We start from the raw sequence: 12,896 nt of genomic DNA on the forward strand, positions 1-12,896 counted from the left end.
ATCACCTCGTTGCGCTCTGTGAAACTTTGCCCCGGCTGTACCCGAGGGGAGGGCACCGAATCGGCCCGATAGATCGGATTGGTCCGGCTTTGACGCATGACCTGTGCGGGGCGGGTAAGGCCCCTTCGACCGGGTGAACGAGAGGGGCGCGGTGACCGGAGAAGCGGCCGGATGTCTCAGCGTGGGCGTCGAGGAGGAGTTCCTGCTGGCCGACCCCGTGTCGGGCGCGACCGTGGCGGGGGCGGAAAAGCTGCTGCTCAGGGCGGGTGACCACCCCTTCCCCGCGTCCGGCGGCCGGTACCACCGCGAGCTCCTGGCCTCCCAGGTCGAGGCCGCCACGGGGGTGTGCCGGACGCTCGACGGCCTGCACCGCCAGATCCAGGAAGCGCGCGCGGCGCTGAGCGCGGCGGCGACCCGGGAGGGACTGCTGCTGCTGTCGTCCGGGACGCCGGTCCTGGCGGGCCGGGCGCCCGTCTCCGAGGGCGACGACCGCTACCGCGCCATCGCCGCCCTGTACGCGGGCGTCGTAACCGGCTACCAGGTCTGCGGATGCCACGTGCACACCGGCGTGGCCGACCGCGACACCGCGGTGGCCGTCCTGGCCCACCTGCGGCCCTGGCTCCCCGCGCTGCTGGCGCTGTCGGCCAACTCGCCGTACGACCACGGCCGCGACTCGGGCCACGCGAGCTGGCGCATGGTCGAGCAGTCCCGGTTCCCGGGGTCGGGCGTGCCGCCGTTCTTCGCCTCCGCCGCCGACTACGACCGCGGCGTGGACCGGCTGGTGGACTGCGGCGTGATCGCCGATCCGGCGATGTCGTTCTGGCTCGCCCGCCTCTCGCCGCGCTACCCGACGGTCGAGGTCAGGGCGGCGGACGCCGTCGTGACCGCCGGGGAGGCCGTGCTGCAGGCGGCGCTCACGCGGGCGCTGGTCGCCGCCGCGCTCGCCGACCTGGACGCCGGACGCGAGGCTCCCCCGGTCGACCCCGGCGTGTCGGCGGCGGCGGTGTGGAGCGCGGCGCGGTACGGCCTGGAGGGGCCCGCGGTGCATCCGTTCGAGGAACGGCGGGTGCCGGTGGACGTCCTGATCGGCGGGCTGATGCGCCGCGCCGCCCCGTCCCTCGAAGAGGCCGGGGACCTGGCGGCGGCGGAGGCGCTGCTGGCCCGGCTGCGGCGCACGGGATCGGGCGCGCGGCGGCAGCGTGAGGCGGCCGCGACGGGAGGGCTCCGGGCGGCGGTCGGCCTGCTCGCCCGGCAGACCACCGCGCCGTCCGAGCCGGCGAGCGCTCACCGAGTATTGAAAACGAAAGGAAGCCGGAGCTCATGACCGACAGCGCCGTCTCGGAGACCGCGCCGCATCCGGCCGCGCCACCCGCGGCCGGGCCCGCACTGCCGGAGCCGCGCGGCCAGGTGTCCGAGGCCATCGTCACCATGCTGGCGCGGAGCCCGTCGCCGAGCTGGACGTTCACCGGACCGCTGGCCGCCGCCCGCGGCGCCGACCCGTTCGGCGACGATCTGCACCTCGCCCTGCACGTCTGCTACGAACTGCACTACCAGGGTTTCGAGGACGTGGACCCGGCGTGGGAGTGGGACCCCTCGCTCCTCGAACTCCGCGGGGGGCTGGAACGCACGTTCGTCACCGCGCTCCGCGACGGGACGCCCGGCGGCGGTGATGTGGACGCCGTTCTCGACGATCTGCTGACCGAACCGGCCGACGCCGGTGCGGTGCCCCGCCAGCTGCGGCGGTCGGGCGAGTGGTGGCAGCTGCGCGAGTACCTCGTCCACCGCTCGATCTACCACCTCAAGGAGGCCGATCCGCACGCCTGGGTGCTGCCGCGGCTGCGCGGGCGGGCCAAGGCGGCGCTGGTCGCGGTGGAGTTCGACGAGTTCGGCGGCGGACGGGCCGAGCGCATGCACTCGCGGCTGTTCGCCGACCTGATGGAGGAGGCCGGGCTCGACCCCGCCTACGGCGCCTATGCGGACGTGGTCACCGCGCCCATGCTCGCGATCACCAACATGATGTCGCTGTTCGGGCTGCACCGTTCGCTGCGCGGCGCGCTGGTCGGCCACTTCGCCGCCGCGGAGATCACCACCGCGCCCAGCGCCCGGCGGTTCGCCCGGGTGCTGCGGCACTTCGGGGTCGGCGAGCGCGGGACCCGGTTCTTCACCGAGCACATCGAGGCCGACGCCGTCCACGAGCAGGTGCTCCGCCGGGACGTGGTGGGAAATCTGCTCGCCACCGATCCGCATCTGGCCGCCGACGTCGTGCTGGGCGTGCAGGCCACGGGGCTCCTGGAGCAGCACCTTGAGGACCACCTGCTGGACTGCTGGCAGGCGGACGTCCCGCGCACCTCGCTGCGGCGTCCCCTTTCCGCCGTCTAGTCCTTGTCCTGGCTTTCCTGGGCGCAGGGGGCGGCGCGGTGGCTGGTGTCGCAGAAGGGGTAGCGTCCGCTGCGCCCGCACGCGCACAGGGCCACGAGGAAGCGGTCTGAGGTCACCACGGACCCGTCCTCCAGGACGATCTCGACCGGCCCCTCCACCAGGACCGGCCCGCCCCGGACCATCGTGACGCGGGTGGGTTCAGACGGCACGGATGACCACCAGTTCCTCGGATCGCTGACCGGCGCCGATCACCCCGCGCGCCTCCAGGGCCTCGGCCCTGGACAGCATCACCGGGCCGAACGCCTCGGAGCGCCGCGCCACCACCGCGGCACGCAGCCCGGACCGGCGCAGCGCGCGCAGGCTGGCCTCGACCCCGCTGAGCGCCGAGTGGACGACCAGCAGCGTCCCGCCCGGCGCCAGATGGGCGGGTGCCTGGGCGAAGATGCGGTCCAGGAGCAGCCGCCCGTCCGGGCCCCCGTCCCAGGCCCGCGCCGTGCCGTGACGCGGAACGAGCTCTCCCCTGCCCCCGGCGACGTACGGCGGGTTGGCCAGGATGACGTCGAAGACCTCCCCGGCCACGGGCCTGAACAGATCGCCGCGCAGCACCCTCAGCCGCAGCCCGCGCACCAGCGCGTTGGCCCGTGCCGCCAGGACGGCGCGCGCGGACACGTCCACCGCGGTCACCCGGGCCGCACCGCACCGGGCGGCGGCCAGCGCCACCGTGCCCGTTCCGGTGCCCACGTCCAGTACGCGGGCCCCGAGCAGCGCGTCGGTACGGCGCGCCACCTCGCACAGCAGCGCGGTGTCCCCTTGAGGCGGATACACCCCCGGTGGCCTCAGGACCATCATGCGCTTCCCGTACCGCCACAAAACCGGATGAAACCTGACATGCGCGGGATGGGAGTCGCCCGAGGTCACAGCCTTTTAGGCACGCTTCACCAAAAAAGGGGTAGACGCCTGAGGCGGGCGATCGGTTTACCGGAGGACGGAGACTTTGTTTTCTTCTGACCCCTTCCTTCGGTAAGGTCGCCCGCCTGCTGACGTCTATATGGAGGCATCGACGGCATATGACTTCCGAGCAGACCGTGCCGGACCTGGACGAAGAAGTAGGGGAAGGACCCGACAAGGCGACGGTGCGCAAGGCCGTCACCGCCTCGGCCATCGGCAACTGCATCGAGTGGTTCGACTTCGGCGTGTTCAGCGCCGGTGTGATGACCGCCATCGTCGGGACGGTGTTCTTCCCGCCCGACGACGGCGGCTCGGCGGCGCTGCGCTCGTTCGCGCTCATCGCCGCCGCGTTCGTGGCCCGCCCGTTCGGCGGCATGTTCTTCGGCCCGCTCGGCGACCGGCTGGGCCGCAAGACCGTGCTGGCCATCACCATCATGCTGATGTCGGGCTCGACCTTCCTCATCGGCGTGCTCCCCAGCTACGACACCATCGGCATCGCCGCGCCGCTGCTGCTGCTGGCGGTACGGCTCGTGCAGGGCTTCTCCACCGGCGGCGAGTACGGCGGCGCCGCCACCGTCATCGCCGAGTACGCGCCCACCAAGCGGCGCGGCTTCTTCGGCAGCTTCCTCGAACTGGGCACCCTGTCGGGCTACGTCCTCGGCGCCGCCCTGGTGCTGGGCGTCGACCTGATGCTCAGCGACGAGGCCCTGCACTCCTGGGGCTGGCGGATCCCGTTCCTGATCGCGCTGCCGCTCGGCCTGATCGGGCTCTACATCCGCTCCCGCCTGGAGGACACCCCCGAGTTCCAGCGGATGGAGCAGGCGGGCGAGACGTCCCGCTCCCCGCTGAAGGACACCCTCCTGCACAACTGGCGGATGATCCTCAACCTGATCGGGATCGTCGTCCTCCTGAACGTCGGCCACTACACGCTGCTGACGTTCATGCCGTCGTACCTGTCGCAGAACCTCGACATCGGCGACACCGAGGCGTCGCTCATCACCATCGGCGTGGAGCTGGCGATGATCGCCGTGATCGTCCCGCTGGGCGCCCTGTCGGACCGGGTCGGCCGCAAGCCGCTGCTGCTGACGTCGGCGATCGGGTTCATCGTGGTGAGCTGGCCGGCGATCGCGCTGATGCAGACCAAGGGGGCGTTCGCGGTGGCCGGCGGGTTCGCGCTGATGGGCGGGCTGCTGGTGCTGATGCTGGCGGTCATCGGCTCGACGTTCCCGGCGATGTTCCCCACCCAGGTGCGGTACGGCGCGTTCGCGATCGGCTACAACATCTCCACCTCGATCTTCGGCGGCACGGCCGCGCTGGTGATCGAGAAGCTGATCAAGACCACCGGCACCAACTACATCCCCGCCTACTACCTGATCCTGGCGGGCGTGATCGCGCTGGGGCCGATCCTGCTGCTGAAGGAGACGGCGCGGGTCCCGATCGACAAGTGCGGCCGCCCGGACGAGCCGGCTCCCGTCCCCGCCTGAACACCGCCCGGCCCGGTGGTGCTCGTCGCGCCGCCGGGCCGGGCCTCGCAACGGGTGTCCGCGGCTCACGCTGCGGCTCCGACCAGCGACGACGCGTACATGCGGAACGGCCGAAACACAGATTTGTTCGCGGCGAAACGCGCCCTTCACGGGCCGGGGCGACCTTGATCCGGCACCGGGATCCTCCTGATCCGCGGTGATCCGACCTGTGAACCCGGGAGGTCCCGTGGCGCCCACACCGCCGACGGAAGCAGAGATCGACACCTTCATCACCACCCGGCTGCGGATGATCGGAATCGATCTGTCGGTGCTGCCGGAGAACGACCCGTCGGCCCCCGCCGACCGGGCGCGGGCGCTGGCCGCGTGCCGCTCCGCGCTCGCCGACGTCGCGCCGGTCACCGCGTACCGGCTGGACGCGCAGCGGTACGCGCCGATCCTCTACCCGGCGCCGCACTCGGAGTGGACGGGGTTCAGCGGTGAGTGAGCCCCTGGAGGCCGCGCAGCGCCCGGTCGAACTGGCCGACGAGGGCCCCGCGCGGCGGCGCTTCCTGGCGTACATGGGCTCGATCACCGCCGCCGCCGCGACCGGCGGCGCCGTTCTCGCCACCGCGACCCCCGCCACGGCCGCCGAACCGCACCCGGGCCCGCTCACCGGCCCGCTGCCCGGCACCGAGGACGCCAAGGTCGGCGGCGACCTCACCGAACTCACCGTCGCGCAGGCCGCCGCGCTGATCCGGGCCCGCAAGCTCAGCCCGGTCGACCTGGTGGACGCCTACCTGGAACGCATCGAGAAGCACGAACCGACCTACCAGGCCTTCAACACGGTGCTCGCCGACGCCGCCCGCAAGCGCGCGCGGGAGCTGGCACGGAAGTCCTCGCGGAACGCCCTGCACGGCATCCCGCTGGGCATCAAGGACAACTACTACACCGACGGCGTCAAGACGACCGCGAACTCGCTCATCTTCAAGGACTTCGTGCCCGACTACGACGCCACCTGCGTCGCGCGGCTGAAGGCGAGCGGCGGCATCGTGCTCGGCAAGACGCAGATGGGGCCGCTGGCCACCACCCGCGCCACCGACCCGTACGGCGTCGTCACCTCCGTCAACGCCTGGACGCCCGGCGACCCGCGCACCAACCCGGGCGGGTCGTCCACCGGCTCGGCCACCGCCGTCGCGGGACGGCTCGTCACCTCCTCGATCGGCACCCAGACCGGCGGCTCCATCACCAACCCGGCCAACGCGCAGAACATGACCGGCCTCAAGCCCACGCTCGGCCGGTGCAGCGTGTACGGGGTCATCCCGCTGACCTACACCCGCGACCACACCGGCCCGATCGCCCGGGACGCCGTGGACGCCGCGATCATGCTCCAGGCGCTGGCCGGCGGCGACCCGCACGACCCGCGGACCGGCGGGCTGCCCAAGGTCCCCGACTACGTGGCGGCGACGCGGGTGCCGCGCTCGGGCGGCGGCCGGGTGCGGCCGCCGTTCCCGATCAGGCTGGGCGTGCTGCCCGGCTACGCCGACGGGACGTCCGCGACCGCCAAGGCCCGCGCCGCGATGCTCGACACCCTCGCCGACGCCGGGGTCCGGATCGTCCAGGTGAAGCTGCCCGCCGAGTGGGACTTCCTCACCGGCTCCGCCATCACCACCGCCAGCGCCGCCGAGCGCTGCGAGACGTTCATGGAGTACCTGCGCGGCGACGTCCGGCAGTTCGGGGTGTCGCTGAACAGCTGGCTGCGGTCGCTGTTCGTGCCCGGCCACGACTACGTGTCCTGGCTGCGGCTGCGGATGCTGCTGCTGGAGAAGATCCTGTTCGAGCTGTTCAAGGGCGTCGACCTGGTGGTGCAGACCTCGGTCACCCCGTTCGACCTGGTCGGCTGCCCGCTGATCGGCTTCCCGATCGGCTTCGACCGCAACGCCGCCGGGCTGGAGGTGCCGATCGGCGCGCTGGTCGGCGGGCTGCCGTACGGCGAGCAGCGGCTGCTGGGGCTGGCGGCCACCTACCAGGCTTCGACGTCCTGGCACACGCGCCGCCCGCCCGAGCCGTCCGCGGCCCGGCCGCTGGCCCGCCAGGAGCGTCCGCGCGTGACGGCCGACGAGGTGGTGGCCGCCGGACTGCTCTGAGCACGGACGAGACCGGCCGGGGACGCCCCACTTGTGGGGGACGTGGGCGTCCCCGGCCGGTGGCCCTTCTCTTACTGCGCGGCCTTACTGTGCGGCCAGCGCCTCCGTGGGCGACAGGCGGGAGGCGCGGATCGCCGGGTAGAGCCCGGCCAGCGCGCCGATCAGCAGCGTCGCCCCGATGCCGCCGAACACCGCCCACAGCGGGACGACCGTCGGCCAGTCCTGCGAGAAGGCGTAGACGAAGGTGACGACCGTCCCGATGAACGCGCCCCCCGCACCGCCCAGCGCCGACAGCAGCAGCGACTCGGCCAGGAACTGGGTGCGGATCTGCCCGCGGGTCGCGCCCAGCGACCGGCGCAGGCCGATCTCCGAGCGCCGCTCCAGCACCGAGATCACCATCGTGTTGGCCACCCCGACCCCGCCGACCAGCAGCGCGACCGCGCCCAGCCCGAGCAGCAGCCCGGTGAACGCCTCGCCCGCCGCCTGCTTGGCGGCCAGCGCGTCCGACGGGCGCGACACCTCGACCTCGTTCGGCGACTCCGGGTTGGCGGTGGCGCCCAGCACATCCCGGACCGCCTCGACGTTCGCCTCGTCCGACCGCGTGTAGATCGTCGTCGGATGCCCGTCGAACGACAGCTCCTGCTCCGCCGCCGGCCAGCCGACCAGCGCGCCGCTGTCCAGCTCCGGCGCCAGCGCGGCCGGCTTCAGGATGCCGATCACGGTGAACCAGCGGCCGCCGATGTAGACCTGCGTGCCGGGCCCGGCGTGGCCGATCCCGAGCCGCTCGGCGGCCCGGGAGCCCAGCACCGTGGCGGGGAACGACCCGGTCGCCTCGTTCAGCCAGCTCCCGCTCGCCAGCTCGGCGCCCACGGCCTCGCGCAGGCCGGTGCGGACGGCGTAGGCCGACAGCCCGCCGGTCTCGGTCTCGGGGATCTTGTCGCTGCGGTACACCTTGGCGTCGTCGACCAGGCCGACCGCCGACACCGTGTGCACCGGCGCGATCCGCCCCACCATCGCCTCGGCCTCGTGCGGAAGCTGCGCCTCCTCCCCCGTCATCGTGCTGCCGGGCGACACGGTGAGCAGGTTGGTGCCCAGCGCGGCCAGCGTCCGGTCCAGCTCGGCGCGCGAGGACGAGGAGATCCCGACCACGGCCACCATCGCGGCGATCCCGATGGCGATGCCCAGCGCGGACAGGAACGCCCGCATCGGCCGCGTCCGCAGGCCCACCGCGCCGACCTTGAGCACGTCCCGCGGCCACATCCGGGCCGGCCGCAGGCCATCCCCCGGCGCCCGTGCGACGGCGGCCATCAGCCCACCCCCGCCACTGCGGTTCCGATGGCGGTGCGGACGTCGTCGACGATCATCCCGTCGCGCATCGACACCTGCCGGGGCAGCGCCGCGGCGATCTCCCGGTCATGGGTGATGATCACCACGGTGGTGCCGGCCGCGTGCAGTTCGCGCAGCAACTCCATCACCCCGGCGCCGGACGCCGAGTCCAGCGCCCCGGTCGGCTCGTCGGCCAGCAGCAGCGGCGGCTCCCCGGCCACCGCCCGCGCGATCGCCACGCGCTGCTTCTCGCCGCCCGACAGCTCGTGCGGCTCGTGGTCCATCCGGTGCCCGAGCCCCACCCGCCTGAGCGCGGCCTCGGCGCGGCGGACCCGCTCCCCCGAGCGCAGGCCGGTGTAGAGGAGCCCGTCGGCGACGTTCTCCACCGCCGCGGTCCCGGCGGCCAGGTGGAAGTGCTGGAAGACGAACCCGATCCGGCTCGCGCGCAGCGCCGACAGCTTGGCGTCCGACAGCGTCCCGGCGTCGTGACCGTCGATGCGGACCTCGCCCTCGGTCGGACGGTCCAGCGTGCCCAGCACGTTCAGCATCGTCGACTTCCCGGACCCGGACGGGCCCACGATCGCCACCAGTTCCCCGGCGGCGATGTCCAGCGACACCCCGCCGAGGGCGGTGACGCCGCCCGAGTACACCTTCGTCACGTTCCGGAGGGAGATCACGACGGCACCTCCGCGGCCACGGTCCCCAGGCTCACTTCGGCACCCCCACGACCGTCCCCTCGGCGATGCCGGTCCCCTTGATCTCCACCTTGCCCGCGGCGAACAGGCCGGTGGTGACCGGGACGTAGGAGGTCGCGCCGCCCTTGACCACCTCCACGCCGAAGCCGCCCTCCTGCATCGCCAGCAGCGCGGTCACCGGAACGGTCAGCACGTCCCGGCGGGTCTCGGCGGTGAACGCCACGCTCACCGAGGCCAGCGACAGGTTCTTGGCGGCCTCCCGGGCCTCGCCGTCGGTCAGCCACACCACCACCTCGACCTTGGTGGTGGGGTCCTCGCCCTGCGAGCCCGGCTCGATCACGGTGGAGACCTCGTCGATCCTCCCCTTGACGGTGTCGTCGCCGGGCAGCGTGATCTCGACCTCGGCGCCCTTCTTCGCCAGCCGCTGGTCAGAGGTGTCCAGCCGCACCGTCACGGCCTTGTCGGTGCCGGTGTAGGTGAGGATCTTCTTGCCGGGCGCGGTCGGGTCGCCCTCCCCCGCCTCGACGCTGTCGATCCGCACCGCGCCCGGTGCGAACACCACCCGGCCCAGCTCGACGGTGCCGGTCTCCTCCAGGCCGCGGTCGTCCTGCCACTCCATGACGGCGGCGGCGGTGCCGGAGGTGTACTCGTCGTCCACCGTGAACCCGTCGTAGCCGAGGGCGCTGAGGTTCTTCTCCAGCTGCTCGACGTCCTCGCCCTCGGTGCCCTCCCGCATCGGGCGGTACGCGGGCTTGGAGCCGTACATCAGCGTCACCGGCCGGTCGTCCACCTGGTAGAGCGAGTGGCCCCGGGTGACGGTGGCGCCGCTGTCGGGCACGGCGGTGACGGTGCCCGAGAGCCGGCTGGTGGCGTTGCTGGCCGGCCCGTAGCCGAGTTCGCCGTCGGCGTCCTGGGTGTCCTTGAGCGTCTGCTTGGTCACCTGGGCGGTGTTCGGCGGCAGGTTCGTGGTGGGCGCGCCGCCGCCCGAACCGCCGCCGAGGCCCAGCGTGGCGACGGCGGCCACGCCGCCCGCCGCGACGACCGCCGCGACCGCGAGGGCCATCCGGCGGCGCGAGCGCCGCTTGCGGCGGGGGCGGCGCTCCTCCGGCGCCGGCTGCTCGATCCTGTCCTCCACCGTGGCCTCACCGGTCACTGCTGGGCTCCGCCGCCGGGGCCGCCGCCGGGGCCCATCGGGCCGAACTCCTTGCGGCACTTCTCCATCGCCGCGTCCATGTCCGGGTCCTTGCCGGTCTCACCCGTGATGCGGATGCCGCGCTGGCCCGGTTTGGGGTCGGGGAACGACTCCACGCCGTTCTTGCGCATGCACTCGGCGAACTTGCGCCCGCGCTCGTCGGCCTCAGGATCGGGCTTGCCGTCGCTCTGCGCCATCGGGTTGAACTGGCGGCACGCCTCCTGCGCCTTCTCCATCTTGTCCTTGTTCTCCGGGTTCACCCTGAACTGGATGCCCTGGCCGGGCTTGGGGTCCTCCATGTCCACGCCGTTCTTGCGCATGCACTCGGCGAACTTCACGCCCATCTCGTCGGGGCTCAGCTTCGCCCCGGCGGTGTTGCCGCCGCCCGCCCCGCCGTTGCCGCCCTGGGGGATCCCGCTCTGCTTCTCCTCGCCGCCGCAGCCGGCCAGGGAAAGGGCCAGCACCAGCGGCAACGCCGCCAGCGCGCTCCGCGTACGCAGTCGCATCGCGTTCTCTTCTCTCCTCGTACGGACCGGACCTGTTCCGGCCGACGGGAAGCGATGCAACTCGGGCGCCCGTTTCCCCGGTGTTTCCGTCCGCGAGCCGCCGCAGAATCCCGGCGCGTCCCGCGCGATCACTAACGGAAAGGAAACACGCGATCAGGGATCATTCCGCCGGGAGCCGTTCCGGGACGGAAAGGGAGGCCGGGCCGATGCGAGTGCTGGTGGTGGAGGACGAGCCGTTGCTCGCCGACGCGATCGCCGAATGGCTGCGGAACGAGGCGCACGCGGTCGACGTCGCCTACGACGGCGGCGCCGGGCTGGAGCGCCTGGCCGTCAACGACTACGACGTGGTCGTCCTCGACCGGGACCTGCCCGTGGTGCACGGCGACGAGGTCTGCCGGTGGATCACCGCGGACGGCCCGGACGCGCGCGTGCTGATGCTCACCGCCGCCGCCGAGGTCACCGACCGGGTCGACGGGCTCGGCCTGGGCGCCGACGACTACCTCACCAAGCCGTTCGCGTTCCCCGAGCTGGCCGCCCGCGTGCTGGCGCTGGGCCGGCGCAGCCGCCCGGCCGCGCCGCCGGTGCTGCGCCGCGCCGGCATCACGCTGGACCCGGCCCGGCGCGAGGTGTTCCGGGACGGCCGCTACGTCCCGCTGCCCAAGCAGCAGTTCGCCGTCCTGAACGAGCTGCTGCTCGCCGAGGGGGCCGTGGTCTCGGCGGAACGCCTCCTGGAGAAGGCGTGGGACGAGCACGCCGACCCGTTCACCGGGGCCGTCCGGCTCACCATCCTGAAGCTGCGCCGCAAGCTCGGCGACCCGCCGGTCGTCGAGACCGTGACCGGAGTGGGGTACCGCATCCCATGAAGACCAGGACGCTTCTCCCCCGCCGGATGCCGCTGCGCGCCCGGCTGACCCTGACCTACGCCGTCCTGTTCCTGCTCGCGGGCGTGGTGCTGCTCGGCGTCACCTACGCGCTGTTCAGCCAGCAGATCGGCAGGCAGCACACGAAGGTCCTCGCCCGCATCGGGCCGCCGCCCGCCGCCGCGTCCGCGTCCCCGTCCGCCCCCGCCGGTTCGAGCGCCACGGCCGGGCCGGGAGCCGAGCTGCAGAACCGCACCTTCGCCCTCACCCAGGACGGCAAGGTCCTCACCGGCCCCGAGGCCGAGCGGTGGATGCTCGGCCAGCAGCGGGAGCTGCGCGAGGCCGCCACCACCTCTCTGATCACCCAGGGCGCCATCGCGCTCGCCGTCGTCGGCGGGGTCGCCGCCGGGCTCGGCTGGCTGATCGCCGGGCAGATGCTGGCGCCGCTGCACCGCGTCACCGACACCGCCCGCCGGATCGCCGGGGCGCCCGCCGCCGACAAGGGCCTGCACGAGCGGATCGCGCTGGACGGCCCGCACGACGAGGTCAAGGAGCTCGCCGACACCTTCGACACGATGCTCGAACGGCTCGACCGCTCCTTCGACGGCCAGCGCCGCTTCGTCGCCAACGCCTCGCACGAACTGCGCACCCCGCTCACCGTGGGCCGCGCCCTGGTCGAGATGGCGATGCACCGCCCCTCGGCGTCCCCCGACGTCCGGCAGCTCGGGCAGAACCTGCTGGACATCAACCTGCGGCACGAGCGGCTCATCACCGGGCTGCTGCTGCTCGCCGGCTCCGAACGCGAGGTCACCGACCCGGCGCCGGTCGACCTCGCCGACATCGTCGGCCATGTCGCCGCGCAGACCGCGATGGAGGCGGGCCGGGCCGGGATCACCGTCCACGACGAGCCCGGCGAGGCGCCCACCTCCGGTGACGCGATGCTGCTGGAACGGCTCGTGCAGAACCTGGTGGAGAACGGCATCCGGCACAACACCGGGGAGGGCGGCTGGGTCCGTGTCGCCAGCCGCACCCGCCCGGGCGGGGAGCTCATCGAACTGGTGGTGACCAACTCGGGGCCGCGGGTGGCGCCGTACGAGGTCCCCGCGTTGTTCGAGCCGTTCCGGCGGCTCGGCCCGGACCGGGTGATCACCGCGAAGGGGGCCGGGCTGGGGCTGTCGATCGTCCGGTCGGTGGCGCGCGCGCACGGCGGCGACGTCACCGCGCGTCCCCGCGAGGAGGGCGGCCTGGCGGTGACGGTGACGCTGCCCGCGTGCCCGGAGAACTACGCGTTCGAGCCGGAACCGGAGCCCCCGTCGCGGTCTTCCCCGCGGCCGCCGTCACGGGTCGTCTGATCGCGCCGGATAATACAGGGGCGATGCAGCC

General features: G+C 73.2%; 13 protein-coding genes. 7 read left to right on the plus strand and 6 right to left on the minus strand.

What is annotated here, in order from left to right; translation table 11 throughout:
- The first annotated feature begins 181 nt into the window (after positions 1–181).
- Together ACZ466_RS13155 and ACZ466_RS13160 are read left to right on the plus strand one after the other, a co-directional pair.
- Positions 182–1,324 carry a carboxylate-amine ligase gene (locus ACZ466_RS13155; protein ID WP_464043550.1) on the plus strand — a complete coding sequence of 381 codons (1,143 nt, stop codon included), beginning with the start codon at positions 182–184 and terminating at the stop codon, positions 1,322–1,324.
- Complete coding sequence (locus tag ACZ466_RS13160) at positions 1,321–2,379, plus strand: iron-containing redox enzyme family protein (protein ID WP_378286348.1); 1,059 nt, start codon at positions 1,321–1,323, stop codon at positions 2,377–2,379. The genes ACZ466_RS13155 and ACZ466_RS13160 overlap by 4 nt, the downstream gene beginning before the upstream one ends.
- Here ACZ466_RS13160 and ACZ466_RS13165 read toward each other — a convergent pair.
- Together ACZ466_RS13165 and ACZ466_RS13170 are read right to left on the minus strand one after the other, a co-directional pair.
- Positions 2,376–2,588: a CDGSH iron-sulfur domain-containing protein gene (locus tag ACZ466_RS13165; RefSeq protein WP_378286349.1), complete on the minus strand. Its 213-nt coding sequence runs from the start codon at positions 2,586–2,588 to the stop codon at positions 2,376–2,378. The two genes, ACZ466_RS13160 and ACZ466_RS13165, sit on opposite strands and share 4 nt — an antisense overlap.
- Positions 2,578–3,228: a HemK2/MTQ2 family protein methyltransferase gene (locus tag ACZ466_RS13170; protein ID WP_378286350.1), complete on the minus strand. Its 651-nt coding sequence runs from the start codon at positions 3,226–3,228 to the stop codon at positions 2,578–2,580. Before ACZ466_RS13170 ends, ACZ466_RS13165 begins: the two co-directional genes overlap by 11 nt.
- Positions 3,229–3,446: 218 nt before the next feature.
- Here ACZ466_RS13170 and ACZ466_RS13175 point away from each other — a divergent pair, with 218 nt between their 5' ends.
- The 3 genes from ACZ466_RS13175 to ACZ466_RS13185 all read left to right on the plus strand — a co-directional run bounded on the left by ACZ466_RS13175 (position 3,447) and on the right by ACZ466_RS13185 (position 6,934).
- Positions 3,447–4,811 carry an MFS transporter gene (locus ACZ466_RS13175; RefSeq protein ID WP_378286351.1) on the plus strand — a complete coding sequence of 455 codons (1,365 nt, stop codon included), beginning with the start codon at positions 3,447–3,449 and terminating at the stop codon, positions 4,809–4,811.
- 226 nt (positions 4,812–5,037) lie between these two features.
- Positions 5,038–5,295, plus strand: coding sequence for a hypothetical protein (locus ACZ466_RS13180; protein WP_378286352.1), 258 nt, complete (start codon positions 5,038–5,040; stop codon positions 5,293–5,295).
- Complete coding sequence (locus ACZ466_RS13185; RefSeq protein WP_378286353.1) at positions 5,288–6,934, plus strand: amidase; 1,647 nt, start codon at positions 5,288–5,290, stop codon at positions 6,932–6,934. The genes ACZ466_RS13180 and ACZ466_RS13185 overlap by 8 nt, the downstream gene beginning before the upstream one ends.
- A gap of 84 nt (positions 6,935–7,018) precedes the next feature.
- Here ACZ466_RS13185 and ACZ466_RS13190 read toward each other — a convergent pair whose 3' ends face one another.
- From ACZ466_RS13190 to ACZ466_RS13205, 4 genes are read right to left on the minus strand one after another with little or no spacing between them, the layout of a single operon-like run.
- Positions 7,019–8,242, minus strand: coding sequence for an ABC transporter permease (locus ACZ466_RS13190; protein WP_378286354.1), 1,224 nt, complete (start codon positions 8,240–8,242; stop codon positions 7,019–7,021).
- Positions 8,242–8,937, minus strand: coding sequence for an ABC transporter ATP-binding protein (locus ACZ466_RS13195; protein WP_378286355.1), 696 nt, complete (start codon positions 8,935–8,937; stop codon positions 8,242–8,244). Before ACZ466_RS13195 ends, ACZ466_RS13190 begins: the two co-directional genes overlap by 1 nt.
- Before the next feature lie 31 nt (positions 8,938–8,968).
- A complete protein-coding gene (locus tag ACZ466_RS13200; protein WP_378286356.1) occupies positions 8,969–10,108 on the minus strand; it encodes an efflux RND transporter periplasmic adaptor subunit in 1,140 nt (379 codons plus the stop codon).
- Positions 10,105–10,653, minus strand: coding sequence for a hypothetical protein (locus tag ACZ466_RS13205; RefSeq protein ID WP_378286357.1), 549 nt, complete (start codon positions 10,651–10,653; stop codon positions 10,105–10,107). The genes ACZ466_RS13200 and ACZ466_RS13205 overlap by 4 nt, the downstream gene beginning before the upstream one ends.
- A 206-nt stretch (positions 10,654–10,859) precedes the next feature.
- Between ACZ466_RS13205 and ACZ466_RS13210 the strand changes: the two genes are divergently transcribed.
- The gene (locus tag ACZ466_RS13210) at positions 10,860–11,516 is read left to right on the plus strand and encodes a response regulator transcription factor (RefSeq protein WP_378286358.1); all 657 of its coding nucleotides are present in this window, start codon (positions 10,860–10,862) and stop codon (positions 11,514–11,516) included.
- Positions 11,513–12,865, plus strand: a complete 1,353-nt coding sequence (locus ACZ466_RS13215; RefSeq protein ID WP_378286359.1) for a sensor histidine kinase — start codon at positions 11,513–11,515, stop codon at positions 12,863–12,865. Before ACZ466_RS13210 ends, ACZ466_RS13215 begins: the two co-directional genes overlap by 4 nt.
- Positions 12,866–12,896 lie beyond the last annotated feature (31 nt).

The organism is Actinomadura rugatobispora (genome assembly GCF_055379765.1).

What these genes read in the sequence shown, in the direction of transcription:
- ACZ466_RS13160 (WP_378286348.1), top strand. Translation starts at nt 1,321, where the DNA reads ATGACCGACAGCGCCGTCTCGGAGACCGCGCCGCATCCGGCCGCGCCA.
- ACZ466_RS13170 (WP_378286350.1), bottom strand. Translation starts at nt 3,228, where the DNA reads ATGATGGTCCTGAGGCCACCGGGGGTGTATCCGCCTCAAGGGGACACC.
- ACZ466_RS13175 (WP_378286351.1), top strand. Translation starts at nt 3,447, where the DNA reads ATGACTTCCGAGCAGACCGTGCCGGACCTGGACGAAGAAGTAGGGGAA.
- ACZ466_RS13190 (WP_378286354.1), bottom strand. Translation starts at nt 8,242, where the DNA reads ATGGCCGCCGTCGCACGGGCGCCGGGGGATGGCCTGCGGCCGGCCCGG.
- ACZ466_RS13205 (WP_378286357.1), bottom strand. Translation starts at nt 10,653, where the DNA reads ATGCGACTGCGTACGCGGAGCGCGCTGGCGGCGTTGCCGCTGGTGCTG.
- ACZ466_RS13210 (WP_378286358.1), top strand. Translation starts at nt 10,860, where the DNA reads ATGCGAGTGCTGGTGGTGGAGGACGAGCCGTTGCTCGCCGACGCGATC.
- ACZ466_RS13215 (WP_378286359.1), top strand. Translation starts at nt 11,513, where the DNA reads ATGAAGACCAGGACGCTTCTCCCCCGCCGGATGCCGCTGCGCGCCCGG.